Here is a 25,691-nt window from a genome sequence, read left to right on the forward strand (position 1 = left end):
AATTTAAAAAAGTTGTTAGCCAAGCCATTTTGTACTCAAAAATTATTGAATATTAAGGCATGAAATTAGGGTATGTCATTGACTTTAAAAATGAGATTCTCGACGGAATTATATACGGCCAGCCAGCTTTGCGCCCAAATGGCCACCATAAAACAAAACAGCGATAGCAACGGCGCCAATGAATATGAAAAGCCACTTTTGAATTGAATGATTCATAGTTTGGGGATATTTGGTTCTCCATGCAAATAAACTAAGGAAAATGATGCAGGAAAAGATCTGTACCCAGCCATGGTTTAACCAAAAAGGTGTAACGGTTCCGAGGTGGCCGATGAGTGTATCATTCCAAATTCCCGTGGTAATTCCGGCTCCAGCAGAAACAAGACCCAAGAGCAAACCCCACCACCCCGTTTGTGACAAATCTTCCCGCCCAGACAAGATATATATAAAATCAAAAAGAATAGCCGATGATAAAAGCGCTATGGGGAAATGAATAACTAAGGGGTGAATTTCTGGCATTAAATTTATCATGCGGAGTCTAAACAACAATCCTGGAGGAAGCCTTGGAGAGAAAGCCTCTTTTTATCATATTCATTCTGCACTTGAATTGTTATAGGCCCATTATTTAGTACATTCTCTAAAAAGGGTTGGGCCAATGGACGCTCATTTAGAATTTTGAAAAATCCAGCTCTTTCGTCTAATCCATCCAGGGCCAATTTAGAAAAATATTCAAGCCATTCACCAATAGGTTTATTCTCAGGCCCTGTCTGATTGAAGGATAAATTATGTGCAGAAAAAATAAGTTTATTTCGATCCTTTTCTGACCATCGACTAACAGTTTCAAGACCTTTATTGCGAGCATAGGGGGCTGTAAGTAATCCCGTGAGAAAAGCGGCCGGGGCCATTTCCGATCCTTTGGGTGGTCGGTCGCTGGCGCGAACTTCTAAAATGTTTTTAAAACGGACGTGGGTAAATGATTGGTGAAGTGCGGATACTATGTGGTCTCGGGTTCTTTTTTGTTCGGATAAAATCATATCTCCCATAGAGCCGTCAAAATTTTCCGCATTGCCATTTTTATCATATTTAAAAATAGCTTTTACATTGGGAAGCCACTCGGCATATTCGTCGATCATTTTTTGTGGCGAAAAAATTCCATGATCAAAAAGAGACCCACAGCGTCCCGGGTCAGTATCTTCCCATATTTTCCAGCGCACATTAGCTGTGCCAACAGGAGAGCCCTCCATGAACGGAGAGTTAGAAAATAAAATACTGAACAAGGGTTGAATTGCATCTGCTAAAAAAGCCATTTCGTTCGCATCCCGCTCGGAAGTATAATCTATATTAAGCTGGACGCTGGTGGTATTTCGCATCATCCAAGGACCTAGCTTGCCCGTTTTTGAAAAGAGGTTATGCATAAGTTGGTATTTTTTTAATTCTATAAGGTCAATATCGTCGGGGGTACAAAAAGGTTCAAGAGAAAGATGCAATCGACCAATTTTATTATTTTTGCAGATTTGATCCTCAAGGATCACGTGTCGGTCAAATTGTTTTTGAATATCCCAGAGGCTTATGGCGGGTGCGGAGGCCCACTCTAACTGTCCACCGGGTTCAAGGGAATAGGTAAAAATATCATCTTTGCAAAGATGATATTGAATATCCCGAAATAAATTGGAAGCAGAATAGCGATTGCTTGGATTTACGGGTAGGCGCGTAAAACTAGAATCATAATAGAACCCCTCAATCTCCAGCCCGATTTGACGCTGGTTTTCAGGAACAACTCTAGAGAGTATTTCAGATTTAATTTTATCGGGGAGGTTCATCGATTAAATTGAGAAATTTTCTAAAGTTTTTTGTAACATTCGCGCCATTGATTGTTCAGGGTTTTTATGGAGAACATCATTTTTATTGATCCATGCTACATCATGAGACTCGTCGCTAACAATAATATTTTCTAACCCATGCTCAGCCTCCATTATGAAACGCACATCAAAATGTAAATGGGTAGGGGCACCCTTAAACGCAGGAATTTTATGGATGTCCAAATCAAAAATATTTGTGGACAAAACATTAAGTTTGGATAAACCCGATTCCTCTTGTGCTTCATCTAAAGCAACATCCAATAAGTTAGAACGACCCTCCGCATGGCCGCCCAATTGCAACCACATATCCAACTGGCGATGATGGGTCATCAGAACCCACTCGCGGGACTGATCCACAACCCACGCAGATCCGGTGAAATGGCCTTCCCAATTATTACGGGAAAAACACGTTTTTGATCTATTCAAAAACATTTCTGTTTTTAATGTTTTTACAGATTCTTCAGGGTAGCATTTTTTATACTGTTCTAAAAGTTGTTTTAATTTTTTCCGTTCCAACTGCTTTCTTTCTTAAAAAGATTAATAAACGATGGGGAGAAATTAATGCGTTCAGGAAAGCGAGTTTGTAAGTTTAGAGACAATTTTAGATTAAAGATTCTATAAAATTTTGGAAACGAATAAAATGATTGCGATGAATTAGAATTACCATATAGCTTTGCTACCGAAATGCGTTACATAATTGCCCTTAATAATAACAATAATAACGTCAATATAATTGGCGTGGGGGTTCCCGTGTAACCAGACGGGATAGAAAACTTTATGAAAACCCCCATAACTGCAAGGTTGTGGGGGTTTTTTTGTTCAAAAATTAAAAGGAAAAAACAATGTGTGGAATATTTGCCTATAGTGGACAATCACTTGGATGGGATGACTTAAAGCCCCATGTCGATAAAATACAATACCGAGGCCCGGATGCATCCAGCGTTAAAATGGTGGGAGAAGATGTCATCTTTGCTTTTCATAGACTGGCGATCGTTGGCACAACGGCGGCGGGAGACCAACCCCTAGTTCACCCGGAGGATAAGAGCATTTCTGTTATTTGTAATGGAGAAATATATAATTATAAAGCATTGGCAAAAGAGCATGGGTTTAAACTTACCTCCGGATCCGATTGTGAAATAATACTCCACATGTATCGCCGGTTTGGAATTGATAAAACAGTCGCGGCACTCGATGGTGTTTTCATGTTTGTGCTCCACGACCGGGAGAAAGACGAGCTTTTTGCTGGTAGGGATCCATTTGGTGTTCGCCCAGGGTTTATCGGCATTAAGGGTAAAGAATACTTTATTGCTTCAGAGGCTAAACCAATTATCGATATCTGTGATAAGGTAAAACCATTTAAGCCGGGGCACTGGTGGAAAGAAAGTTCAGGAAAATTCACCAGATATCATTTTCATAAGAATGAAAACTTAATGGCAAAACCTGAAGGCGAACTTTTAAATGAAATTAAAACAAAGTTGATTCAGGCTGTAAAAAAGCGAATGATGGCAGAGCGAGAAATTGGTTCTTTATTATCTGGTGGTTTGGATTCAAGCCTCATATCCGCTCTAGTGAACAAGTACCATGACGGAAAACTAAAAACGTTCTCGATTGGAATGCCAGGAAGTGTTGATTTAGAATACGCTCAAATAGTAGCAGATCACCTGGGAACAGATCACCATCAAATTCAAATATCCGAACAAGAATTTTTAGATGCAATTGAGACAGTGATTTATAATATTGAATCGTATGATACTACGACCGTTCGAGCTAGCGTGGGAAACTACCTTGTATCAAAATACATCCGAGCAAATTCCGATTGTAAAGTGATTTTCAATGGGGATGGGAGCGATGAAGCCTGTGGTGGATATGTGTATATGAAACATGCCCCATCTAATACAGCATTTCAAAATGAGTGTAAAAGACTAATAGAAGAAATTCATCGTTTTGATGTGCTTCGTTCCGATCGCAGTATTAGTTCAAACGGGCTGGAAGCACGAACGCCATTTTTGGATAAGGAATTTGTTCGCTATTATTTATCTATACCGGCAGAGCAGAAAATATTCGACGGAAGGGACCGTATGGAAAAGCACCTTTTGCGTAAAGCTTTTTCCAAAATGGATCTTTTACCCGATTCAGTATTATGGCGCAGAAAATGTGCTTTTTCTGACGGTGTAAGTGCCAAAAAAAATTCTTGGCATAAGGTACTTCAGGGTTTTGTAGATGAACAAATAACAGATTTTGAATTCGAAACAAAAGCGTCTCAATATGTTCATTGTACCCCAATTCTAAAGGAAAGTTATTATTATAGAAAAGTTTTTGAGTCATTTTTTGAGAAGCATGAAAAACTGATCCCCCATTTTTGGATGCCCAAGTGGGTAGAAACGAGTGATCCCTCAGCTCGGGAGATAAACGGTTATGTAGAATAAAAGGATCAATTTGAAAATGTACTAATTTCAATCCTTCGCGATTTGAAAAAGTTTACTGTCTTTTCGGGTGGTCTTGTAGGCTAATAAATAACCGCAACAGTAAATCATAAAATTTATCAACAACATTCAAAGTCTCCGCCTTTTTAAGGAGGGGATTTAGGGGTGGTTCCAATACCTTATCAGAAGATTTTGAAATTGAACCAAATACCCCCCCCCATTTCGACAAATCGGAACAGGGGTTTTCTCTAAGCGATTTTTAGAAGCGGATTGAAAGTTTACGTGAATGGTTTCTTAAATTCTATTTCGCTTTTTTTGATCCCTTAAAAACACCTGATACCGTTAATAAACTGAATATTGCTGAAACAATAAAAGAAAACAAAACGGATTTTAAAGTTGAATGAAAATGAATGAAAAGTTCGGTAAATATTAGAAAAAGCACAAAATTGACAATGAATAGGCTTATAACCTTTTTGATTCGAATTGCCATTATCATTTTACACTTCACTTATAGTAGTGTAATGATGGCGTAGCTAATTGATGCAATCAATGCATATATGCCAGCGCCTATTAATGTTTTTGTATAATAAGCTCCAGCGAAAGCACCTGCGACATCAGTTTTTACTAATGTATAAAAATCAAAATCATCATGTTTAGACAAAATCTTTTTACCCGCAGGATTGTTTAAGGTTTTCCATTCTTCTAGGTTCTCATACCAATATTCAGCGGAGTTTAACATTACGGATGAACAAACTAATATTTCAATGCCATCTTTTTCACCCAAATTATCATAAACTTCTTTATTTAATTTGTTCAATATATTTCGAAGCTCATCCAATGAAACATCATTGGAGATATTAAAAATTTTCTCAAAATAAGGCAGTTGATTATCGGGGATTGGAAAATTTTGGAGGATCGACTTAAAATCGAATTCGTCGTTTTTTGTTTTTGCTGCACGATTATTGAGTAAATATATTTGAAGTGCGTTTTCCTTGTATTCGAGAATTTCATCTCATACAATGGTTATTTAATTCTTTACATTGAAGGCTAATTGTTTTTACACAAAGATCCTCATCGTATAAGTGGTTTATGATATGTTTTGTAATTTTATTGATTCGAAAAGGATAAATGTGACAATCGGTATTATTAATCTCCTGCGTGGTGCGTAGTATCGCCTCAATAGTTTTTAGATCATTTAAAAAGTCCGTCATTTTATACTCCCATCATAAATTATTACCACAAGTAACATTGCAAATATAGTTATAATTTATTAAAAAAACAAAAAACCCCATTTCGATAAATCGGAACGGGGTTTTTCTCTAAGCGATTTTTAGAAGCGGATTTATTCTACGGTTTCACCGCCGAGAAGGTCTTCAAGCCTGAAGGCCCCGTCGCGCTCCATTTGTTTGGCAGATTGAACTATAGATTTACGGGCATTGTCAACATCTCGCTTAGGGACAGCGCCATCCACCGGTTCATACATTGCCTGTTTCTTTTTGGGCAAAATGCCAATCACCCTATCGGCGATTGATTGGTCCATACCCTTGAGACCCATGGCCACCGTATCTAAATCTACCGCATTCATGAGATCCCGTAGTAGGTTGTCTGGGAAAATTTCAAATATTGTTTCAAAAGTTATACGGTATTTTTTTACTGATTCGGCCAAATCCGGATTATCCTGTTCAAGATTTGCCATAAACATTTCTTCCTCCTCCGAGTCCATTGATCCTAGGATGTCGGCTAGATCTTTACCGCCACCACGAGAGAAGGCAACAGTCTTAGGAAGTTGTTTGGCTTTCTTTTGTAATTTGTTGGCAATTTGAACAACAGCTTCGAGAGGAACATCGTTCAGATTCCCAATACTTAAAAGAACCTGTCCCTTTTCTTCTTCACTGATTCTGTTTAATACCAGCATACGTTTATCGCCGGACAATTGTGCAATTGATATTGCAATAACGCGGGGCGTTTCTGTAATGAGCAGGGCGACGATTTGTTCGTCGGTTAAGTCAGCCAAAAATGCGAAGGGTTTTTTTGGCTCGTCAGATTCGTTGGTTTCTTGGAATTTTTCGCTAACAAAAGAAAAGTAAAATTCTTCCATTACCTGTTTTTTAACAGAAAAAGCAACACTTTCTACGCCACGCATGGCTGCACGAATTTTACGAATTTCCGTTTTATCCAGATCTTTAACCAGGTTTAGAGCGAGGCTTTCTCCTAGGACAGAGAACAATATGGCCACTTTTTCCAGGCCGGAAAGTCGGTTATAATTTGAAATCATAAATGCCTCTTATTTTTTCTTTTTCTTCTTCTTTTTACCATCATCTTCTGCTGGGGCTACAGGTGTCGGTTCGGGCTCGGGCGGCGCCTCTTCCAATATCCAGTCTTTCACAATTTTTGTAGCTGCTTGAGGCTGCCCGACGCTCATGGAAACAACTGCTTGTTTCATATCGTTAACTTCACTTTGTAAGACAGCAATATCTTCTGCTTTTGGTATTTGTGGTTCCGGATTTGTTACCGCTGGTTCTGTCACTAGCCCTTCTCCATTACCGTTATCTTTTTTTTTAGGCCGTGGCGGGTATACCATCCATGGCGGTGGCGGTGGTATTTGTTGTTTTGGTTTATTCATTAATACAAAAACAAGTACAGCAATCAATACAATCAGCAGCGCGGCAAGGATGGACACAAAAATAATCATGCTAGTATTTCCGCCCCCGCGATTGGCCTGGCTATTAAGATCGCTTTGAACTTGGTCTAGCATAGCAAGCTTTTCGGCAATCTGAGAATCTAGATTTGCTTTTTCTGATAGTTTTTGCTGAACAGTAGATTGTGCTTCGGTAGCGGCAGAATCAGTTAAATTAGCCGTACCTAAAAATGATTTCAGGTTTTGAATCTCTTCATTTATTGCTTGGAGTCGGACTGAATCTTGCCTGAGCATGGCTTGTTTTTCTTCATCATAAGATTGATCGCGGGAAGCTGTTTCGAATTCAGCTAATTTAGACTGAAAAAACAGACGATCTTCTTGTCGCCGCTCAGCTTCCGATTCTTTATAAACATCTAATTCCTGTTTCCAATCAACTTCGCCCAGGCGTTCGCGCTGACTCTGAAGTGTTTCTAGTTTTTCAGCAATATTCTTCAGTAGGACTTGTTCTGCTGATTTTTCATCGCGCCGCCGTTTAAAGCTGGCGGTCATAATACTTAGAACGTCTCCGCGCGGACGATTAAAACGTGAAGCAACCATAACCACCTGGCGAATATTTTCAATAAGTTCCGGTGCTGCACCCTCTTGGATAATTATGCTGATTTCCATATTACGTACGCTGGCCATGGCGGGACGTTTTTCTGTTTGGATGCGGGACACCACGTTGTCTTCTGTCGAAGGGGAATCCATTGAATCACCTTTAGTTGAAGGCGTTTCTTCTACCGTTGGCGTTTCAGCGGTAAAGTCAAAACCCGGGATAGGCAAACCAATACTACCGCCAGATCGGGTCTCCGAGGTATTCATCATGTCTTCTGCCGCTTTTAATGACTCTATCGTATTTCCACCATCGTTGGGCGTATAAGTTATTTGGCTCTCGATGGCGCTGCTGATTTCTAGATCAACACTAACATCCACAACATATTTACGATTGTCAATCACCTTTTCTAGTGCATTGGCTATTCGTTTTCGTAGATCATTTTCGATCATCAGTTTTTGTGCTAAATAGCCACTTGTTTGACTTAGGCCAATGCCTAAAATAAGTCCCAATGTGAGGGTATAAGACAAAACCCTGTTACTCCGCTTTTTCATATTTACTCCCTTAGTCATATGAATCATTGATTATCCTTTGTTGGCGTTTCTGCTCTTCCTACGGGGCCGCCACGCGGCGCTAAGAATGTAATTTCTACACGACGGTTGCGCGCTTTTTGTTGAGGATTAGAATTATATTTTTGCACTAAATCTGTTGAAAGCAATTCTGTGTTTTTTCTATCTCTTGGAACGAATTCTCCATACCCAACAGCTTCTAGTCGTGTTGGTCCAACGCCCAAAGATATCATTAGGCGAACGACCGCCGCCGCCCGGGCGCCGGAAAGCTCCCAGTTGCTAGGGTACTTTACCCGCAATGCTTTTGGAAGTTGATCACTATCGGTATGGCCTTCCACTGCAATTTGGAAATAAGATTGTTCAACAGTTGGTATTATTTTTTTTAGAATATCTAAAAATCCTGGTTTTGTTTGCGCTGACCCAGACTGAAAACTAATATCAGATGAAATACCGATGGTGACCCCTTTTGGGCTGGTGGAAACTTCCACGGGCTTTTCCCCGGTCTCTGGATCTGCCGCCATCTCTTCAACCATTTTTTGGGCTGCTTTTTGAATGTCACCGAGAGACATGGCTTGGTTCTCAATTTCTTTCTTTTTCCCCACAGATTTCCCCATTCCGTCAGCCATGTTTTCCAACTTAACGGGGTCAATCGTCGATATTGCAGCTAACAATACGAAGAATGCAAAGAGTAAGGTCATCATATCTGCAAAGGTACCAAACCATCCGGGTAAACCTTCTTCGACAAGGTCCATTCCTTTGTTAATGAATTTCTTTTTTTCTTGAGGCGTGGCTGCCATTCAAATTAACCTTCGTCTTTTTTCCATTCTTTTGGTGGAATAAAGGAATTTAGTTTTTCCCGAACTATAATTGGATGTTTTTTCTGATGAATAAGCCGGGTTGCTTCAACCTGTAAATTTTGTACCGTACTTGAGAAAATAATTCGGGATTTTATTTTATCTGCCATAGGTAGAAATAATAAATTGGCCATAACGGCACCATAAAAGGTTGTAATCAAGGCAGCGGACATCCCGGCCCCTAATGTATCCGTACCGCCCTCACCAAAGCCAGAAAGCATAACTACAAGTCCGATTAAAGTTCCAACCATTCCCCAGGCCGGGGACATTACTCCCATGGATTTGAACAATCCAGCTTGAGTGTTTTCCCGTAATTCTCTGTACTCAATCCGGGTGTATAAAATTTCAGTCAACTCCTCAAGAGAATACCCATCAATCACCATTTGGGCACCATCCCGAAAGAAAAAACTTTTAATGTTTCCAATATGGTTTTCCAAATCTGCTGTACCCTTGCGCCCCACTTCAGATGCTTCAACTGCTTCATCTACTATATCGCCCAGAGTATTTTTATCTCCTTTAAAGACAGCACTCATAGCAGCACCCAACTGAAGCACATCCTTTAAAGGGAAGGCAACTGAAACGGATGCAATCATTCCACCAAAAACAATACCAAAACTAGAAACAGAACCGAACATTCCAATGTTGGGAGTCATTAAAAAAATACTACCAACAATAGACCCCATTCCGAGTATAATTCCTACAAGGGTTGCAATATCCATATTTATTCCTTAATCATACTTGTTGATTTCAAACGATTTTCATGTAGTGCTTTAAGCACATTCCTTACATCGTCGTATTCTGGATCCATCCTTAAAGCAAGGTTCCAGTTGATGGTCGCGCGTTGAATGTCTCCCAGTTTATAATAGACAGATCCGCGACGGGCATAAGCCAGCGCTAAGCCCGGATTCAACTCAAGCGAAGCTTCAACTTCTTGGAGGGACGCCCTGTAATTCCCCGCATAAAAGTAGCGCAAAGAACGAGACAAATGACGCATAGCATTATTCATTTTTTGTTCATCTATATTGTTGTTGAGCCTAATGGCTTTTAATGAATCTTCTAAAAATTTGGAATGTTGTTCCATGGCAGAAAGACGTGTCATAAGGTTGCGCATTTCGTTCGTCATGAGGCCCATAGAATCTCGGAGAGTGTGGACTGTGTAATCAGCCAACATAAGGGTTGTATCCATATCTGCCATATTTATTGGGCCCAACACCGGCGGGGCAGGACCGCCACCAGGCGTTTTGATCGCAGATCCCCTGGGAGCGGTAATCTCAAACCCAACAGTCATTCCTGCATGGCCTTCCCAGTAGCGTTCTTTCCATTTTGGTAATTTTTCAATGTGGGTGAACCCAAGGTTCAAGCGATAATCCGAGGTAAGGGGGATGCGGAGTCCCACATTGATGCCATTCCCATCGAATTCACCCACAATATCTACACCGCCCCATTTTTCCAAATAGGGCGTATTAAAAACTGCTCCCGCAAAAACACCGGCATTTGTTCCCGTTGACTGCTCAGAAAGAGTATCTATTTTTACTGTATCAATAGCACCAAAACCGCCAGTCCCAAAGCCAATAAAGGTATTCATATTGTATTGACCAATTTGTTTTTGGCTACTTACAATTCCAAAAAATGATAATTCTTTCGGATCCAGATTGAAACCGCTGGTGCTGTTTTCGAAAACGATATCTTGCAATCCAACTGTAAATGAAATATTGTTTCTTACGAAGACTCGCCGTTGAAGGTGAAAGCCAAATTCAATGGGTGCTTTGAAGGTAGAAACTTCTAAATTTGCTAAGCGCGTAGTGTCGCCGCCTTGGGCCGTAGAAAAACCGAAAGTCCATCCGCGGACTTCCATGTTGAAGTAAGCGCCGCCAGCGGTATTAAAAGGAGAAAAGTTGTGTAACTCAGAACCGAAACCGGCGGTAAATAAATAAGGAGAAGCACCCACAGATGTAAAAGGGATTTTCATCATGGGGCCTGGTCTTAGATATGCAATACGAGTGGCGCCAAATACGATGGAAAACAAAATTAAGGAAAAGGTTATGAGGCGTATCAGTTGTTTCATTTCAATTCGTTAGATTTTTTTAATTCCATTTGTGCCAATCGCAGATATTCACTTTTTGGATATTGTGAAACGACATCACCAAAAGCGGCCAAGGCTAAATCTTCGTTCCCCATCTTTCTGTGGAGAAGCCCTTTTTGAACGAGCGCATCGTCGATTCTTAGCTTTCCGGTGCTGGTTATGGTATTTAAAAGTGAAAGTGCTTTTTTGTATTGGCCTGTTTGCTGGAGAGCATCTGCCATCCAGTATAAAATGTTTTCAGAAATCTTTTTAGATGTCGCGTTTAGACTAAGGCCAGAAAATTTGTCAAGCGCAGCTTGGTAATCTTCCCGCTGGTATGCGAAAACACCGGACATATAAACCGAATGATTAAAGGACGGCGCTGGCTTGGAAGGGATAATATTTTTTGGTTCACTTGAGACAACAGCTGAAGCTGTTTCGGGCAAAGGGTCGGCAATGAATTTATTTGTGAGGATCGGTGATTGCTTGGCTGGGGATTGAATTACTGCCAAAGTTTGGCGCAATGAAACGTTCTCTTTTTTTAAGGCATTCATTTCCGATTGAAAGGAATTTTCTAATCGTTCAATCCTATTGTTTATTCGACCAAGGGTTGTTAATAGCTCTTTACTTGATGCCATATAGACCGATCCGCTTTCGACCTTTTTTATTTTGAAGGAAATTTCTTCAGAAGGTTTTTTTATCAAGCGAGAATAGGCTTCTGAGCCATTCGCCGGTTCAATTACAATGCCAAGATCTAAAAAGAATATTTCTGAAAGGGGTGTGTCTTGTGCACCCAGCGAACCGATCGTTATTAGGATCGTCAATCCTTTAATCAGCGGTTTAATTCGGTTCATCAGAGACCCGAAAACCATTATTCGTATTCTTCCCAATCGATAACGTATGAGTAGCCGATAAAGGATCCAAAATCATGGGGGACATAAAGCTCAAAGGCGCCTGTGGCACCCGGAAGAAGCGTTGCGTCAGTAGTTATGCCTGAATCGAATGTATGATACCCGCCCCGAACAAAAGTGGTGAGCGTCTTTGTTTCGCCGCTCCAATTTTTACGAAAGACAAAGTCAACTTTAACAAAATCTGATCTGCGTCCGCCAATGTTTTTTATTTCACCATTAAAAACAATATTACCCTGAGCATCCTTCTTCTCACTGATATTGCCTACCAACACACAATTAGCAGAATATTTTTTTGTGGCACTTCTTTCAGCTGAGGTATATTGTGGTGATGCTAGCTTTGGCATGGGTGGTGGTGTATAACTATCCCTAACTTGTTCAGGCACATATTCCGCCTGTTCTTCGGTAATTACATTATCAACAATCCTGACAACATCTTGACGGTTAATAATCAAGTATCCCACCAGTGTTTCAATTTTCAGGGATTCTTCATCTTGGTAAACGACCTTTCCAAATACAGTTGTCCCATTTTTCATGATGATTTCTTTGGAATAGATGGCAAGGGGGTTAACCCACATTTTACTGAGGGCTTTTAAGTTTTCTAATTCTTCGTTGAGATATTTTAGCTCAGCCGTCATCTTTTTGATTTCGAAACTGAGTTCGTTCAGAATGTAATCCTTCCCAGGATCAGGGGTAAATTCAACAGCATCGGGGGCAGGGCCTTCTGCGGGCGTTTCCTCAGAAGGTGCTTTTTTTGCAACAAGCTTTACTTTTGACAAAGCAATTTCTCCCATCTTTACATTTTTATCGGCAACTTCAACAGACGTGCTAACTTTTCCTGCATCGCCGCCATCTGCTTCAATTGTATAATTACCGGGGAGAACTTTTTTGAATTCGAACTTTCCACCACTGCGCCCAATGCGCTTTTTGGAAGTTTCAGTTCGCTGAACTTCAGTACCGTCTTCGCCCAAAAGCAAAACGGTTGTATTGACTACAATATTTCCATCAGAATTAACGAGCGCACCTAAAATGTCTCGTGGTTTTTGAGCAAATAAAGTTGTCGCGAAAAGGACACAGAGTGCCCCAATGAATAATTTTTTAAATAATAATCTTTTTGCCATTTATCTTTACCTCGGATTGTGTGGCACCTAATGACATGACAGCCAATAGGCTACGAAAGTTTAGCTACGTTCTGTTCCTGAATCAAGTCAAAAATGACGGTAAAAACAGGAAATTTTATGAAAGCGGTAATCTGCCCCCAGAAACTATTTCCAGAAATCTTTGTAAGTTTTTTTGCGCTTTAACAATGCCGAGCGGGCTGAGGATACCCGCGGCTTCATTTTATCCGTGAGAAAAAGGGTGAGGGCTGTGTCGTATGCTTCTAATGGTAATTCAAAATCCATCTCATCCTTTTTTTCGTAAGCTTGACCCAGCCAGTAGTATGGCTCACCCAAGGAGTCAATGGCCGCTGCCGCTTTTGAAAACGATTGAATTGCATCCCACTGACCATTTTTGTGGCCTCTTTTATAATGGTTTTTCCCATCCCACATGTAAATATGATAATTGGCCGTGACATTTTTTGGATCAATTATTAAAATAGCCCGATAATGATCCATGCTGTTTTTGATTTTGGCCAGGTTCAAGCGGGCCGTCACAATGGATGCGCGCAATTCGGAATCATTCGGACTAGCGGTGAGAAGTGAGTCTGCATTGGCAACCAGCAAGGCGGGGTCGGTTTCGGCCAAGGCAGAAGACGTTGGCGCACACCCCTTATATAATAATAGGGAAAGAATTGATACAGTAAATAAAGATGCTTTTTTCATAGATTCTCGTTTGTTTACTAACCTTCGAACCAGAACAGTTCCTGGCAATCTCGAAAGGCTTCATACATTTCATTCATGGAATTGATCACGTAATAGCGATCTTGGATATTGCTGTAATCAAAGCGAGTCATGACCAATTCTTCCATGTTAAAAGGAATAAATATTGATCGATTTGATTCTCCTTTAGCACAGGCAATAGTGTTCAAAGTTTCATCATAAGAAGAAATAATGCCGGCCCCATAGATTTCATAATCAATGTCATTTTTCCGTCGGCGGAATTGGTCACTTTCACCGGTGTTTTTAATGAGACCAAACTCATAAGTCCACCAGGCAAAATTCTGGAGACGCTTTAAATTGTGGGCCACCAGTTCCGGATCCATCCCACGTTCGTTTCGTAAAATTTCATCCCCAAGAACACCAACCTTGTGCATGTAATCCGCATATGCTTTGTTCATCAACAAGGGCACATGACCTTGAATATCGTGGAAAATATCTGGTTCTGGCGTATAGCCTTCATCATTCTGAATATCCACGTGGGCATATTTTTCAGCAAAGCGGGGGGACTTGCGAATAATATCTGTGACAGGAAATTTTCTGTTTGCGTTAAGATCAAAAAATAGTTCTTCTGTTAAGAATCCAGCCACGGGGACGAGTTGCCAATCTGTGGAATTTTCAATCAAGGGAGATATGGCTTCAAATTCTGGAAACCTATCTTGGGGAATCGGAAGCGTACGCATACCCAGTAAATATTCCCGAGAGACATATTGATTAAGCAGTGGCTCCAGGTTTAGAAACAAATCCTCCCATATTCCATTTTCCAGATTATTTACATTATTATAATCTTGGGGTTTTATATAGGGATCGTCCTTGCCAAAAATACGCACCCCGCCAATAGCATTGGGGATTACGTTTTGAAACAAGTGGTCGTATTTGGTGTATTCTTCAGTCATATTGAATGGACAATTTACAGGAAAGGATTCTTCACGTCAAATCACCTTAATGTACAGCCAAGATCCTTGTCGGATGGTTTTTCTAAACCCCCGAGCAAGGATACTCGTGCCACAAGGACAAGCTTACCAGAGCCAGATATAAGTGATGGCGCTATTCCGCCGACCCAAGTCAGGATCGTAGGGTGAACCACAATCGGCGCGCATGGCAGCGGAATCCCCGTGAAAAAGATCATAATCTTCACCGAGAATTACAGCCTGAAAGCGTCCGGATTGATCTTCGCACCATTCTCTCACACCGCGTTTTAGGGCACCGGTTCCATGGCCATGGATAATTTTAATTGCCCGTGTTTTTCCATTAAAAATACAGTCGCTTACTGATGTTTCCATCTCAGAAAGTGCCCGATCCAAGGCGAATCCTCGGTGGCCAATATCGATAATTTGAAATCGTGCGGACATAATAAGGATAGAGTTTCCGTAACTTTATTGCTTCAACAAAAGGATTAAAATGGAATATACAATCTTGGGGCGGACGGGCGCAAAAGTGTCTCGGATAAGTTTGGGTACATGGTCTTATGGTGGCGCAAATATGGTGGGTAAAAATCAGCCTATTGGCTGGGCAGGTCAAGCGGATGAAGACAGTCGACGCGCTTTGCAAAAAGCGTATGATTCGGGCATCAACCATTGGGACACTGCCGATGTGTACGGCAATGGCCGCTCTGAAGAAATTATTGGTTCCATGTGGGATAAAATTCCTCGGAATAACATTTTTATCGCCACCAAGTTTGGTTGGGATATGGGCCCACATAATTATTGGTACCACCCAGCCCATATGCGCACCAATATGGAGAAATCTCTAAAAAATCTAAAAACAGATTGCGTTGATCTTATGTATTTGCATCACTGTAATTTTGGGAAACAGGAACAATATCTTGATGATGCGCTGGAAGTAATTCGCCGATTTCAAGAAGAAGGGAAAACACGTTTTATTGGTCTTTCTGATTGGTTTTCGGAAAAGGTTATGAAGTTTATTGAGCGCGTTAATCCTGATGTAATTCAGCCTTACCGCAATGTTATGGACGACACCTATGTTGCAACCGGATTGAAAGATTATGTTGAAGTCAATAATTTAGGCATTTGTTTTTTCTCGCCCATTAAGCATGGATTGCTTACAGGGAAATACACCAAACCAGCCACGTTTGAAACGGGGGACTTTCGCACAACTGTTAAAGATTTTGCCAATCAGGATTTGATTGATAAAATGCAAGCCAACAAATTAAAACTGGAAGAACATTTTGCTGATCATCCCCAAGCGGTGATGCACGGATTGGTGGATGCCCTTTTATCCGATGCGCCTACAGGTTGTGTTTTGTTGGGTCAGCGAAACGTTGAACAAGTTGAAGCAGCCGCGCAATTGGGGAGCGCCCTATCTAATGAAGATGCGAATTTGGTGAAGGAATTGTATAAATAATAAATTTTCGTAGAATATTTATTATTTAATCGATACTAAAAACCGATCCATGAGGAATGGCACTATCCGTATTTCCGTGGGGCCACTCAAATCGATCAAAACTGAAGCCTAATTCATTGGTTTCTTTATCCCTAAAATTTTCATCGAAGGACAACTTGCCTGTTTTTGGATTCAGGTTAACGATTAAAAGTTTATTCTTAAGTCGATTTCCACCAGCGACTATAATTCGATGCCCATTTGGTTCAAGGGATATCCAGTGCGGCCATTCACCCTTTTTAAATTTTAATTCATCCACCTTTTTAGGATTGGCTGGATCAGAAACATCAAGACTGACCAAAGCTGATTCAGATGAAATTGCTTGAACCCAAAAGTCACCGGCAACAACTGGTAAAGCACAATCCCACTTTTTGTTAAAAGGAAAAGAATAAACCCATTCCGCAGTTGGATTCTCACTTTCAAGATCAACAATGCGATATAATCCGCAAAAAAAAGTGGAAACCAATACTGTTTTACCATCCCTTAATACCCGTGGCTCAGCCGCATCATAATTTTCGTTACCCCTTGGCCCAGGTTCAAAACGGATTGTTTTAATTAATGATAAATCAGAAAGTTGCCAAATCTGGACGGCTCGACTTATGTCAGCTCCGCGCATATCTGTACTGGTTGATACAACCCGATCTAAATTGGGTAAAATGGCTAAACTATAAGGTCGGATAAAATCTTCCACACTGGGGTCTGAAGAAATAGTAGCTCGAACTAAATCCCCACTTGGTGAGATTTCTACCAACCCTCCTTCCTTTTTATTGCCCTCTCCTATTGTTTGAAATGTAGCCAATACATTACCATTTGGAAGACGTTCAAAACTGTGGGGATAGGTGTAGTCGCCCATATTAGTGAAGTTGGTAATAAGTTTGGGGTTCTCAGAATCTTCTAAGTTAAAAATAAATGTGCGCCCGCCGGAAAATCCGTTGGCAAATAAATGTTTACTTTCATGAAGACGATGCTCTGTATGATGAGCATTTATCTCACTATAACCAACCGGAAGCGTTTTAACTAAAGAACCATAATCTTTATCCAATGGGTTTGCATTTATAACGGTCAAAAAATCTGAATTCCACCCATTCTCATCTTTTGTCCAGGCATAAATATAAGAGCTTGAATTTTTAATGGGCTCTTCCTTAGAGCAACTCGGAAGAAACAATCCAAGGACAAATATTGATAAAAGTTTCAGCGCCATAATAGCCAGTTTACTTTGGAATATATACTAATTACAATTAATAATTGACTTGTCTAAAAATCAGATCTCTAATCACAGTCGGTGCAAGTGAGTCCTTCTTTTTTCATTTCCCATGTATGTTCAACCATACGGCGGTCCCAGGTATCGGTCACATTGCGAACATCATCAAGCATATATTTTAGCGATTCGTCTAAATATACCGATCGGCCTTCCGGGACAAGCAAGACAAGATCCACTTTTTGAAAAGCATAAGGCTGGTCATCCCTGATCTTTAAATAATTTTTCAAGAGCAACCCATCTGCGGCAGGTAAAAAATTATAGCTGATGGATTCGGCAAGGCCCCTGGCCGAGCGCGATGAATTGGAGGCTGCTTCATTATGAACAATAAGGTGAAAGAGATCATCGTCGGAGCGTTTAATATCCAACAATACATCAGAGACAAGGAGGTTGTCGTCAGCAGTTTTTACCGTATGATCTTGTCTGCTCGTCCAAAGAAAATAATCATTTTCCCATAAGGATACCTGCACCGTGTCGGCGGTTATCTTGCTTAAGGGCACATTGCGCCGGGAAAAACCCTCAGACGAATAGCGCGTGCCGCCGAAAACACCAAAGATAATTAAGGAAATAAGGCTCAAAACCCAGAGACTGGTGAGAAGACCTTTCAAAAAGGCGGGTTGATTCCCCATATGAAAAAGGAGGCGTAGGCCAAAGTAGATCAATTGGAAAATAGGTATAACCAAGAATAGAGCCAAAGCCACATAAATGATATATTGACTCATGGGTAGTGCCGAAAATATTGAATCTAAGATATGAGAATGGGATGTATCTACAAATGATAACATACCCTCTATCCCAAAAACTAAAAAGGCGCCCCAAAGGGTCGCCACCAAACCAAGGATTAAGAAGACTATCCCAAAGATAGGCCGCAGTATGATTACCAATGCTTTAAATATTTTTTTTAATAAACCAAATACAGCTTCGAATATTTTTCCGATAAAGTTAAAGATTTTTTTTATTACATTTTTACCATTCGCCGGTTCAAAACCTTTCTCCACTTGGGCGGTAATGGTTTTACCAATAGAATCAGCCGTAATGGGTTTCCCAGCCATTTTTAGTCGATCTGAAGTAGATTGAGCCATTGGAATAATGGCCCACATTACCAAGTAAATCAGGGCGCCAAAGCCTCCGAAAAATGCCGTTACCATGAATATGATCCTGAAGATGACAGGATCAATCCCCACAAGTGCACCCAGCCCGCCACAAACACCTCCTAATATTTTATCATCGGGATGGCGGTAAATGCGCCGGGGCGCACCCTTTGCTTTGGCAATCGGCTCGGGTTTTGTATCCGAATCATCTTCCCCATATTGTTCCGGTTTGCCCATGACGGCAATGATATCATTTACATGTTTGTTAGTAATAATCTTGACCTTTTTATCATTCAGGATTTCGGCAATCCGAGATTCGATATCCTCAATAATCTCTTCTTGCCCATCCATATTGGCGAACTGCTTTTTGACTGAACTGAGGTAAGTATAGAGTTGATCATAAGCATCAACTTCAATATGAAATATGATGCCCCCGAGATTGATCGTTTGTGTTTTTTTCATAGTGTCATGACTTCTTTGTAGTTTGTTTTACAGACTTAACCAGCTCTTTCCATGCCGTATCTAATTGATTGAGAAACGACTCCCCCGCTGGGGTCAAGGCGTAATATTTTCGTGGCGGTCCAGACTTGGACTCTTCCCATCTGTAAGTGAGGAGTTCCGCGTTCTTTAAGCGGGTGAGGAGGGGATAAAGCGTCCCCTCTACCACGATGAGGTTGGCTTTCTTCAACCGCGCAAGTATATCCGATGGGTAGGCCTCCCCATTTTTTAAAATGGAAAGGATACAAAACTCAAGGATGCCCTTGCGCATTTGTGCTGTTGTGTTTTCAATTTTCATTTGTGTCTGCTATTGTGTATTGCAATATTATATACAATAAAAGGTACTATGCAATACATATTAGTAAAAAAATTATATAATAAAAAAGCCCCGATTTAATCCGGGGCTTTTGCTTGTTAAATGTATATAGGAAAATTAATTTGCCGCGACCTCCACCGCAGACCAAACGCGCCACACATTTTTGTAGCAGATCTTTTCAATATCTTCTTCAGAATAGCCGCGCTTCAAAAGGTGAAAAATGAGATTGGGATAAGAGGATGCATCTTTCAGTCCATAAGGGAGAGAATCACCCACGCCGTCGTAATCGGAGCCAATGCCCACATGATCAATGCCGGCCAATGCCACAACGCGGTCAATATGGTCCACTACTTCAGTGATATCAGCATACATGGGGTTTTCGGCATTCACTTTTTCGGCATACGTTTTGAGCGTCTCATCGTCATTTCCCAGGCCATTTTCTTTGGCGTAAGCTGCAATTTTTTCACCATTGGCTTTGCGTTTATCTTGGGCTTCTTGAGTCACAAAAGATGAACCATAATTAATTTGGATGACGCCCCCATTATCTTTGAGTCTTCGAATTTCAGCATCGCCCATATTGCGTTCCCAGCCCGGCGTAAAATGTCGGCAGGAGGAATGGGAAGCAATCACCGGTACATCAGTCATATCCAAAACTTGGTTTATTACATCATCGGTTACGTGAGAAATATCTACCATGATGCCTACGCGATTCATTTCTTTAACCACTTTCCGGCCAAAAGGGCTGAGTCCGCCCCATGTCCCAGTAGTGTCGTATGATGAATCACAAATGAGATTATCCTTGGCATGGGTTAGGGTGATATAGCGTATACCGCGATCATAAAAATATTCCACGTTGCCTAAATCATCTAAAATGGGCGCGCCATTTTCCATACCCATGGGGAGGGCAATCTTACCATCGGCAAAAATGCGGTTCACGTCTGCCACACTGAATGCCACTTCGAATTTATCAGGATGGTCGTTGGCAACTCGATGGACAAGGTCAATAAGCGAGTCGGCCTTTTCTTTGGCTCCGCCTGTTTCTTGGTATGAAGAAGGAACGTAGATGGACATGAAAGGTGCGTCAAGACCGCCTTCTTTGGCGCGGACATAATCAAAATCTCCGCTTTTGGTTCTGACTGATAAATCTTCATAGGTTTTCTCCAAACGCCAGGGGACATCAATATGGCCATCGGTTATTATGAATTTATGGGCCAGTTCATAGGCCTGTTTTTTCAGGGCCGCATCATTGCTGCAACCGCCAATCAGAATTCCGATTGTAAGTAAAAAAATATGTTTCATAATTCTCATTTTATATCCTTTTGTTTTTTAATTTTTTTCCCACCAAAGTGGTTTTCGTTTTGCATTCCCAGTTACCACCTCATTCATGGTGGCCGCATCGTAAAGACGGCCATTGATCATCACCATTTCTACCGAATCAGAATTTTGAATATTTTTTAAGGGGTTCTTCCCAAGGATGACCAAATCCGCCAGTTTTCCTTGTTCAATTGAACCGAGATCGTCACCCATGCCTAAGTATTCAGCGCCATTAATGGTGGATGCTTTTAACGCTTCCATGGGACTCATGCCACCTTGGGCCATCATCCACATTTCCCAGTGGACACCCATCCCTTGGAGTTGGCCATGTGCGCCGTTGTTCACCTTAACGCCCGCATCAGATAAGGCCTTTGCCGCTTTGGCATTTTCAATATGGTTCCAATCGTCTTCTTCTACTTTCATGCGTCGCCGTTTTTGATCCAGTAATTGCTGTGGGAAAAAAGATTGTAGGCGCGAATGTTCAAAAACATTCATTTTTGAATACCAATAATTCTCTCCCCAAATGCCACCATAGCTCACAATCAATGTCGGTGTGTAACCAACGCCACTTTCACCGTAAAGAGTGAGGGCGTCCTTATATAATGGTGAAACAGGTATGGAATGTTCAATCCCCGTATGTCCATCTGCTACCATATTTAAATTATGTTGAAGGGTTGAGCCGCCTTCAGGATAAACCAACATGTCCAATTCTCGGGCTGCTTTCAGGATTTGTTGTCGTTGCTCCCGTCGTGGCTGGTTGTAGGATTTTACCGAAAAACCGCCAAATGCTTTGATGCGCTCTAATGCCCGCTTGGCATCGTCCAGAGAATTTATTTCAGCCGTAAATCCTGCAACGGCTCCATATAATATGGTGCCAGTGGAATAAATGCGCGGGGCCAACAACATTCCAGATTTTTGCAATTCGGAATTGGCAAAAACCATTTCTGTATCGCGACTGGGATCGTGAGTGGTGGTAATACCAAAAGCAAGATTGGCTAAATAATGCCAGTTTTGTTCTGATGAAAGGCCATCCCATTCCAAACCCATATGGGCATGGACGTCAACTAATCCGGGTATGATAGTTTTGCCAAAAGCATCTACCATTTTCGCACCTTTTGGAATTCTCATCTTACTGTTACCCACTTTTTTGATGCGGTTATTCTCAATGAGGATTATCCCATTTTCAATCACCTCATCCCCATCCATGGTAATGATAGTTGCACCCGTAATTGCGACAATACCTTTGGGTGATGGTGCTGTAGCCGTCCAGCCTAAATTGGTCCCAGATTCAACAGGATCGGGCAGGGAATCTGGTGCCCCAGGAACAAAGGTGAAAGCCTCCTTCAAATCAGTGCTGAATAGTTCTGAGCCCAAAGTCCAGTGGATAGAATTATTGTCCGACCAATGGGGCTCAAAACCGCTTCCCGCTGTAAGTTGTTTTACAGGTATGCTGGCCGTTTTTGGGCCCAGATTAATCGCTTTTCCAATTTTAGAAAAGGGCGCCGCGTAAACATGAAAACGAGAATCAAACAAAACCCAATCTTCATTAGGAGATAGAATAATCCTATTGGCATATTTGGATGTAGCCAGAACGCGGCGGTCCTGTCCGTTCAAATCAACACTGTATAAAGCGCGATTATCCTTTTCGCGCCCCATGAGTAAAATCCTTGAATCGCCAGAAGTGAAGTGTGGCTCAGACCCACTTTTGGTCACCAGTTTTGGCTTGCCGCCTTTTACCTTAATCGAATAAATGCCCGTTTTGGCTGAATTGTCCCGCCCACGAATCCATGAACCACCGCCTCGGCGATACACAAGTTTAGACCCATCGCCAGACCAACTCGGGTCAAAATAATGACCGGCGGGTAATTTCAAGAATTTGGGTTTGCCACCATTTCCGCTGACGACAGCCAGCCGCCCTTTTTGTTTGTCAGACCAAGTGGTAAAGGCGATCTGCTTTCCATTGGGAGACCAGGCCGGAGCGTATTCCAATCCATTGTGCTGTTTTGTCAGGCGCTTTCTGCCAGAACCATCCACGTTTGCAACATAGAGTTTCCCCAATGCATTAAAGACCACTTTCTTTCCGTTGGGGCTTACGCGTGTATGGCGAAGGACCTTCACCTCAAAGGCATTAGCGCCCACTTCATTTTTTATGGCATAGGGTTTGGTAAGCTTTTGCTCAACCTCAGCTGTGAATGGAATTGGTTTTACATTTGCATTAGAAACGGTCACATTCCAAAAACCGCCTTTGGCGGTAATAATAATATTTTTCCCATTGGGGGTCCAACTGAAGCCCGGGTGAATACCGAAGATAGCCCATGTTTCCTGAGCGTCCCGATTCAGATTATCAAAAAGCATCCGTTCATTGCCCGATGCCAATTCTTTCACAAATAATGCTGTCTTTAGTCCCACTCGCCGGACGAATGCCAATTGTTTTCCATTGGGGGAAATTTGTGGTGTGGCCGCGCCGCCGGGGCCATCAGCTGCGGTTGTCTTTTCGCCTGTTTCTAAATCAATGCGATGTACCGCATAAATTTGTCCATAAGGATCACGGTTATATTGGTATGAATTGCCGGGGCTTACATCCTGAGAATAGTAAAGATATTGTCCATCTGCACTAACGTCCGGCTCACCAGCATCATGTTGCCAATTTCGTCTTTTGTTAACTTGAACACCTTTACCACCACTGGTATGGTAACGCCACATTTCGCCCGCACCTAACGAACGTGTATTTACAAAATGTTTTCGAGCTATAATGTAATTACCATCGGCCGTGAAAACGGGATTATTCAATAACCGGAAAGATTCTTTAGACACTTGTTTGGAGGTCGAGCCATCCCTATCCATAATCCAGATATTATCCCCACCAGATCTGTCAGACGTGAATGCGATTGATTTTCCATTGGGACTATAGGTTGGCTGCACATCCCAGGCGGGACCGCTAGTAATCTGGGTTGCTTTTCCGCCGGTCGTGGGTATGGTATAGAGGTCGCCCAAAAGGTCAAAGATGATTTCGCGCCCATCTGGAGAAACATCCAAGCTCATCCAAGTGCCTTCTGATGTTGTGAATTCAATCGTTTTTGTGGGACCGTGGGTTGTAGTTACGTCCCATTTTTTATTATCATCATCATCTGGTTCAGTCAAGTCAGCCATAGAATCGTTATGTAGAAATCCCTGGACGGAACAACAATCAACATGATTTGCAGAATCCTGGGCAAAAGCCATTGAAAAAATAGACGCTAACACCACCAGTTTAAATGAATGCATAGAAACTCCCTCTAATAAGTTTGAACGGATAGATAGTTGGTGGTACCGGCCACCCCCATGGGAACGCCGCCTGTGATTACATAGCTATCACCATTATCTATCAATTTTAATTCATCCAAAACAGAATTGCAAACGTCGGGTACCGCTTCAATATTGTCATATTTATCAACCTTAACAGGGATAACACCCCAAACTAGCTGAAGCTGCCGCGCAATTTGATCAAATGGGGTTAATGCCAGGACAGAAGCCTGGGGCCGGTAACGGGAAATCATTTGGGCGGTGCTACCGCTATGGGTCATGGTTAAAATTAAATTAATGTCCAGATCCAGCGCAATTTCGCAGACAGCATGACTGATTGCATCGGCTGTTTCTGTTACATCTTCCGGTAAAGATTTTCTCCCCGATGGGGTAGCCTGTTCTGTTTCGGCAATGACCCGTTTTAATGTTTGAATCACATCCACAGGATAATTCCCTGCCGCTGTTTCGCCCGTAACCATGAGGGCATCCACACCGTCAAAAATCGCATTGGCAATATCACTCACCTCCGCTCGGGTGGGCGTTTGGCTCTCCACCATTGATTCCAGCATTTGGGTGGCAATGACCACCGGTTTGCCAAAAGTACCGGCAACCTCAATAATTCGCTTTTGTGCAAGAGGAACTTGTTCGGCCGGGATTTCAACCCCCAAGTCACCACGGGCCACCATCACTGCATCAAATGATTCTGTGATTGCATCCACATCATTAAGCGCTTCCCACTTTTCAATCTTTGCCATAACGGGCAAGCGCTTTCCCTCTTCATCCATTACTGCCAGGACATCATCCAAGTCTTCTGCAGAACGAACAAATGAAAGAGCGATCCAATCTGCTTCAAGATCAAGGGCCATTTTTAAATCTGTTTTATCTTGTTCGGTTAAAGTGGGCACATCTAAAGTAATGCCCGGGAAGTTGACGCCCTTTCGAGGTTCCACCAACCCGCCAATCTCGGTGCTACATTTAAGCGTATGTTTAGATACAGCTTCTACGACCTCAAGCTGAATTCGACCATCATTAATCAAAATTTTTGCACCTTCAGAAACATTGGTAAAACCAATTCCGTTTGTAACGCTTATGTTATTTTCGTCGGCGCCACTTTCATTGGTTATAGTGATGGATTGTCCTGTCTCTAAAGTGAAATTCGGAAGCACATCGGTAATGCGAATTTTGGGTCCGGCTAAGTCAGTTAGTATGCAAGGTCGTTGGCCATTGTGCATTTTAAGGGATTGAACCAAATTATATAATTTTCTTTTTGATGCTTCATCTCCATGGGACATGTTGAGGCGAAAAGTATTCACCCCTGCGTCCAACATGGCTTGTAAAGTTTCTGTATTGTCACAGGCGGGGCCGATTGTTGCTATAATTTTTGTTTTAATATCCATTGTCTTTTCGTGTTTTAATTAACTGAAAAAGGAATGCTTAAGCGAAAGGGTGAAATTTTCGCGTTGAATTTTTTGCCATTTTTACAGACCATTTCAAAATGGCCGTGCATGACACCAAACTCCGTTGGCAAGGGACAGAAACTTGTGTATTCAAACGATTCGCCATTTTTTAAATGGGGTTGATTACCCACAACGCCGGGGCCGCGCACCTCTTCAATATTGCCATTTCCATCTGTGATGTTCCAGTAGCGATTTTTAAGTTGAACCGCATCTTCACCTTCATTGGTAATAGTGAGATGATAGGCAAAAAAGAAAATTGGCCTGGATGGGTCAGAACGCTCGGGAATATAGTTGGA

23 protein-coding genes are annotated in these 25,691 nt (G+C 41.7%); 2 read left to right on the top strand and 21 right to left on the bottom strand.

Annotated features, from left to right (window positions below; genetic code table 11):
* Window positions 1-108: 108 nt before the first annotated feature.
* The 3 genes from HN459_01290 to HN459_01300 are packed head-to-tail and all read right to left on the bottom strand — an operon-like array spanning window position 109 to window position 2,372.
* Window positions 109-528, bottom strand: coding sequence for a DUF2231 domain-containing protein (locus HN459_01290; GenBank protein ID MBT3478076.1), 420 nt, complete (start codon window positions 526-528; stop codon window positions 109-111).
* A complete protein-coding gene (locus HN459_01295; protein MBT3478077.1) occupies window positions 525-1,817 on the bottom strand; it encodes a hypothetical protein in 1,293 nt (430 codons plus the stop codon). The genes HN459_01290 and HN459_01295 overlap by 4 nt, the downstream gene beginning before the upstream one ends.
* A gap of 3 nt (window positions 1,818-1,820) precedes the next feature.
* Window positions 1,821-2,372, bottom strand: coding sequence for an NUDIX hydrolase (locus HN459_01300; GenBank protein MBT3478078.1), 552 nt, complete (start codon window positions 2,370-2,372; stop codon window positions 1,821-1,823).
* A gap of 326 nt (window positions 2,373-2,698) precedes the next feature.
* On the opposite strand from HN459_01300, the gene asnB reads away from it, so the two are divergent.
* Window positions 2,699-4,282: an asparagine synthase B gene (gene asnB, locus HN459_01305; protein ID MBT3478079.1), complete on the top strand. Its 1,584-nt coding sequence runs from the start codon at window positions 2,699-2,701 to the stop codon at window positions 4,280-4,282.
* Between the two features lie 505 nt (window positions 4,283-4,787).
* On the opposite strand, the gene HN459_01310 is transcribed toward asnB, so the two are convergent.
* From HN459_01310 to HN459_01360, 11 genes are all read right to left on the bottom strand, one after another.
* Window positions 4,788-5,096 (bottom strand): hypothetical protein, encoded by a 309-nt coding sequence (locus HN459_01310; protein ID MBT3478080.1) that lies wholly within the window; start codon window positions 5,094-5,096, stop codon window positions 4,788-4,790.
* Window positions 5,097-5,621: 525 nt separating this feature from the next.
* Window positions 5,622-6,554, bottom strand: a complete 933-nt coding sequence (locus HN459_01315; GenBank protein ID MBT3478081.1) for a hypothetical protein — start codon at window positions 6,552-6,554, stop codon at window positions 5,622-5,624.
* Between the two features lie 9 nt (window positions 6,555-6,563).
* The gene (locus tag HN459_01320) at window positions 6,564-8,063 is read right to left on the bottom strand and encodes a hypothetical protein (protein MBT3478082.1); all 1,500 of its coding nucleotides are present in this window, start codon (window positions 8,061-8,063) and stop codon (window positions 6,564-6,566) included.
* Window positions 8,064-8,086: 23 nt separating this feature from the next.
* Complete coding sequence (locus tag HN459_01325; GenBank protein ID MBT3478083.1) at window positions 8,087-8,875, bottom strand: flagellar motor protein MotB; 789 nt, start codon at window positions 8,873-8,875, stop codon at window positions 8,087-8,089.
* 5 nt (window positions 8,876-8,880) lie between these two features.
* Entirely contained in the window at window positions 8,881-9,651 is a 771-nt protein-coding gene (locus HN459_01330) for a hypothetical protein (GenBank protein MBT3478084.1), read from the bottom strand.
* A 2-nt stretch (window positions 9,652-9,653) separates the two neighbouring features.
* Window positions 9,654-10,997 carry a hypothetical protein gene (locus HN459_01335; protein ID MBT3478085.1) on the bottom strand — a complete coding sequence of 448 codons (1,344 nt, stop codon included), beginning with the start codon at window positions 10,995-10,997 and terminating at the stop codon, window positions 9,654-9,656.
* Window positions 10,994-11,848 carry a tetratricopeptide repeat protein gene (locus HN459_01340; GenBank protein MBT3478086.1) on the bottom strand — a complete coding sequence of 285 codons (855 nt, stop codon included), beginning with the start codon at window positions 11,846-11,848 and terminating at the stop codon, window positions 10,994-10,996. Before HN459_01340 ends, HN459_01335 begins: the two co-directional genes overlap by 4 nt.
* A gap of 17 nt (window positions 11,849-11,865) precedes the next feature.
* The gene (locus HN459_01345; protein MBT3478087.1) at window positions 11,866-13,023 is read right to left on the bottom strand and encodes a carboxypeptidase regulatory-like domain-containing protein; all 1,158 of its coding nucleotides are present in this window, start codon (window positions 13,021-13,023) and stop codon (window positions 11,866-11,868) included.
* Between the two features lie 144 nt (window positions 13,024-13,167).
* Window positions 13,168-13,725, bottom strand: coding sequence for a hypothetical protein (locus HN459_01350; GenBank protein ID MBT3478088.1), 558 nt, complete (start codon window positions 13,723-13,725; stop codon window positions 13,168-13,170).
* A 17-nt stretch (window positions 13,726-13,742) separates the two neighbouring features.
* Window positions 13,743-14,675: a hypothetical protein gene (locus tag HN459_01355; protein MBT3478089.1), complete on the bottom strand. Its 933-nt coding sequence runs from the start codon at window positions 14,673-14,675 to the stop codon at window positions 13,743-13,745.
* A 123-nt stretch (window positions 14,676-14,798) separates the two neighbouring features.
* A complete protein-coding gene (locus HN459_01360; protein MBT3478090.1) occupies window positions 14,799-15,131 on the bottom strand; it encodes a Smr/MutS family protein in 333 nt (110 codons plus the stop codon).
* Between the two features lie 49 nt (window positions 15,132-15,180).
* Here HN459_01360 and HN459_01365 point away from each other — a divergent pair, with 49 nt between their 5' ends.
* Window positions 15,181-16,143 carry an aldo/keto reductase gene (locus HN459_01365; protein ID MBT3478091.1) on the top strand — a complete coding sequence of 321 codons (963 nt, stop codon included), beginning with the start codon at window positions 15,181-15,183 and terminating at the stop codon, window positions 16,141-16,143.
* Between the two features lie 25 nt (window positions 16,144-16,168).
* On the opposite strand, the gene HN459_01370 is transcribed toward HN459_01365, so the two are convergent.
* The 7 genes from HN459_01370 to apaG all read right to left on the bottom strand — a co-directional run.
* Entirely contained in the window at window positions 16,169-17,380 is a 1,212-nt protein-coding gene (locus HN459_01370) for a hypothetical protein (protein ID MBT3478092.1), read from the bottom strand.
* A gap of 68 nt (window positions 17,381-17,448) precedes the next feature.
* Window positions 17,449-18,990 (bottom strand): PspC domain-containing protein, encoded by a 1,542-nt coding sequence (locus tag HN459_01375; protein MBT3478093.1) that lies wholly within the window; start codon window positions 18,988-18,990, stop codon window positions 17,449-17,451.
* A 4-nt stretch (window positions 18,991-18,994) separates the two neighbouring features.
* A complete protein-coding gene (locus tag HN459_01380; GenBank protein MBT3478094.1) occupies window positions 18,995-19,324 on the bottom strand; it encodes a PadR family transcriptional regulator in 330 nt (109 codons plus the stop codon).
* 135 nt (window positions 19,325-19,459) lie between these two features.
* A complete protein-coding gene (locus HN459_01385; protein MBT3478095.1) occupies window positions 19,460-20,650 on the bottom strand; it encodes a membrane dipeptidase in 1,191 nt (396 codons plus the stop codon).
* Between the two features lie 18 nt (window positions 20,651-20,668).
* On the bottom strand, window positions 20,669-23,920 hold the full coding sequence (locus tag HN459_01390; GenBank protein MBT3478096.1) for an amidohydrolase family protein: 3,252 nt from the start codon (window positions 23,918-23,920) through the stop codon (window positions 20,669-20,671).
* Window positions 23,921-23,931: 11 nt separating this feature from the next.
* A complete protein-coding gene (gene pyk, locus HN459_01395) occupies window positions 23,932-25,335 on the bottom strand; it encodes a pyruvate kinase (GenBank protein ID MBT3478097.1) in 1,404 nt (467 codons plus the stop codon).
* A 14-nt stretch (window positions 25,336-25,349) separates the two neighbouring features.
* The coding region (gene apaG / locus HN459_01400; GenBank protein MBT3478098.1) for a Co2+/Mg2+ efflux protein ApaG at window positions 25,350-25,691 on the bottom strand (342 nt) is incomplete at its 5' end.

The organism is Candidatus Neomarinimicrobiota bacterium, from assembly GCA_018647265.1.
Classification (GTDB): domain Bacteria; phylum Fidelibacterota; class Marinisomatia; order Marinisomatales; family TCS55; genus TCS55.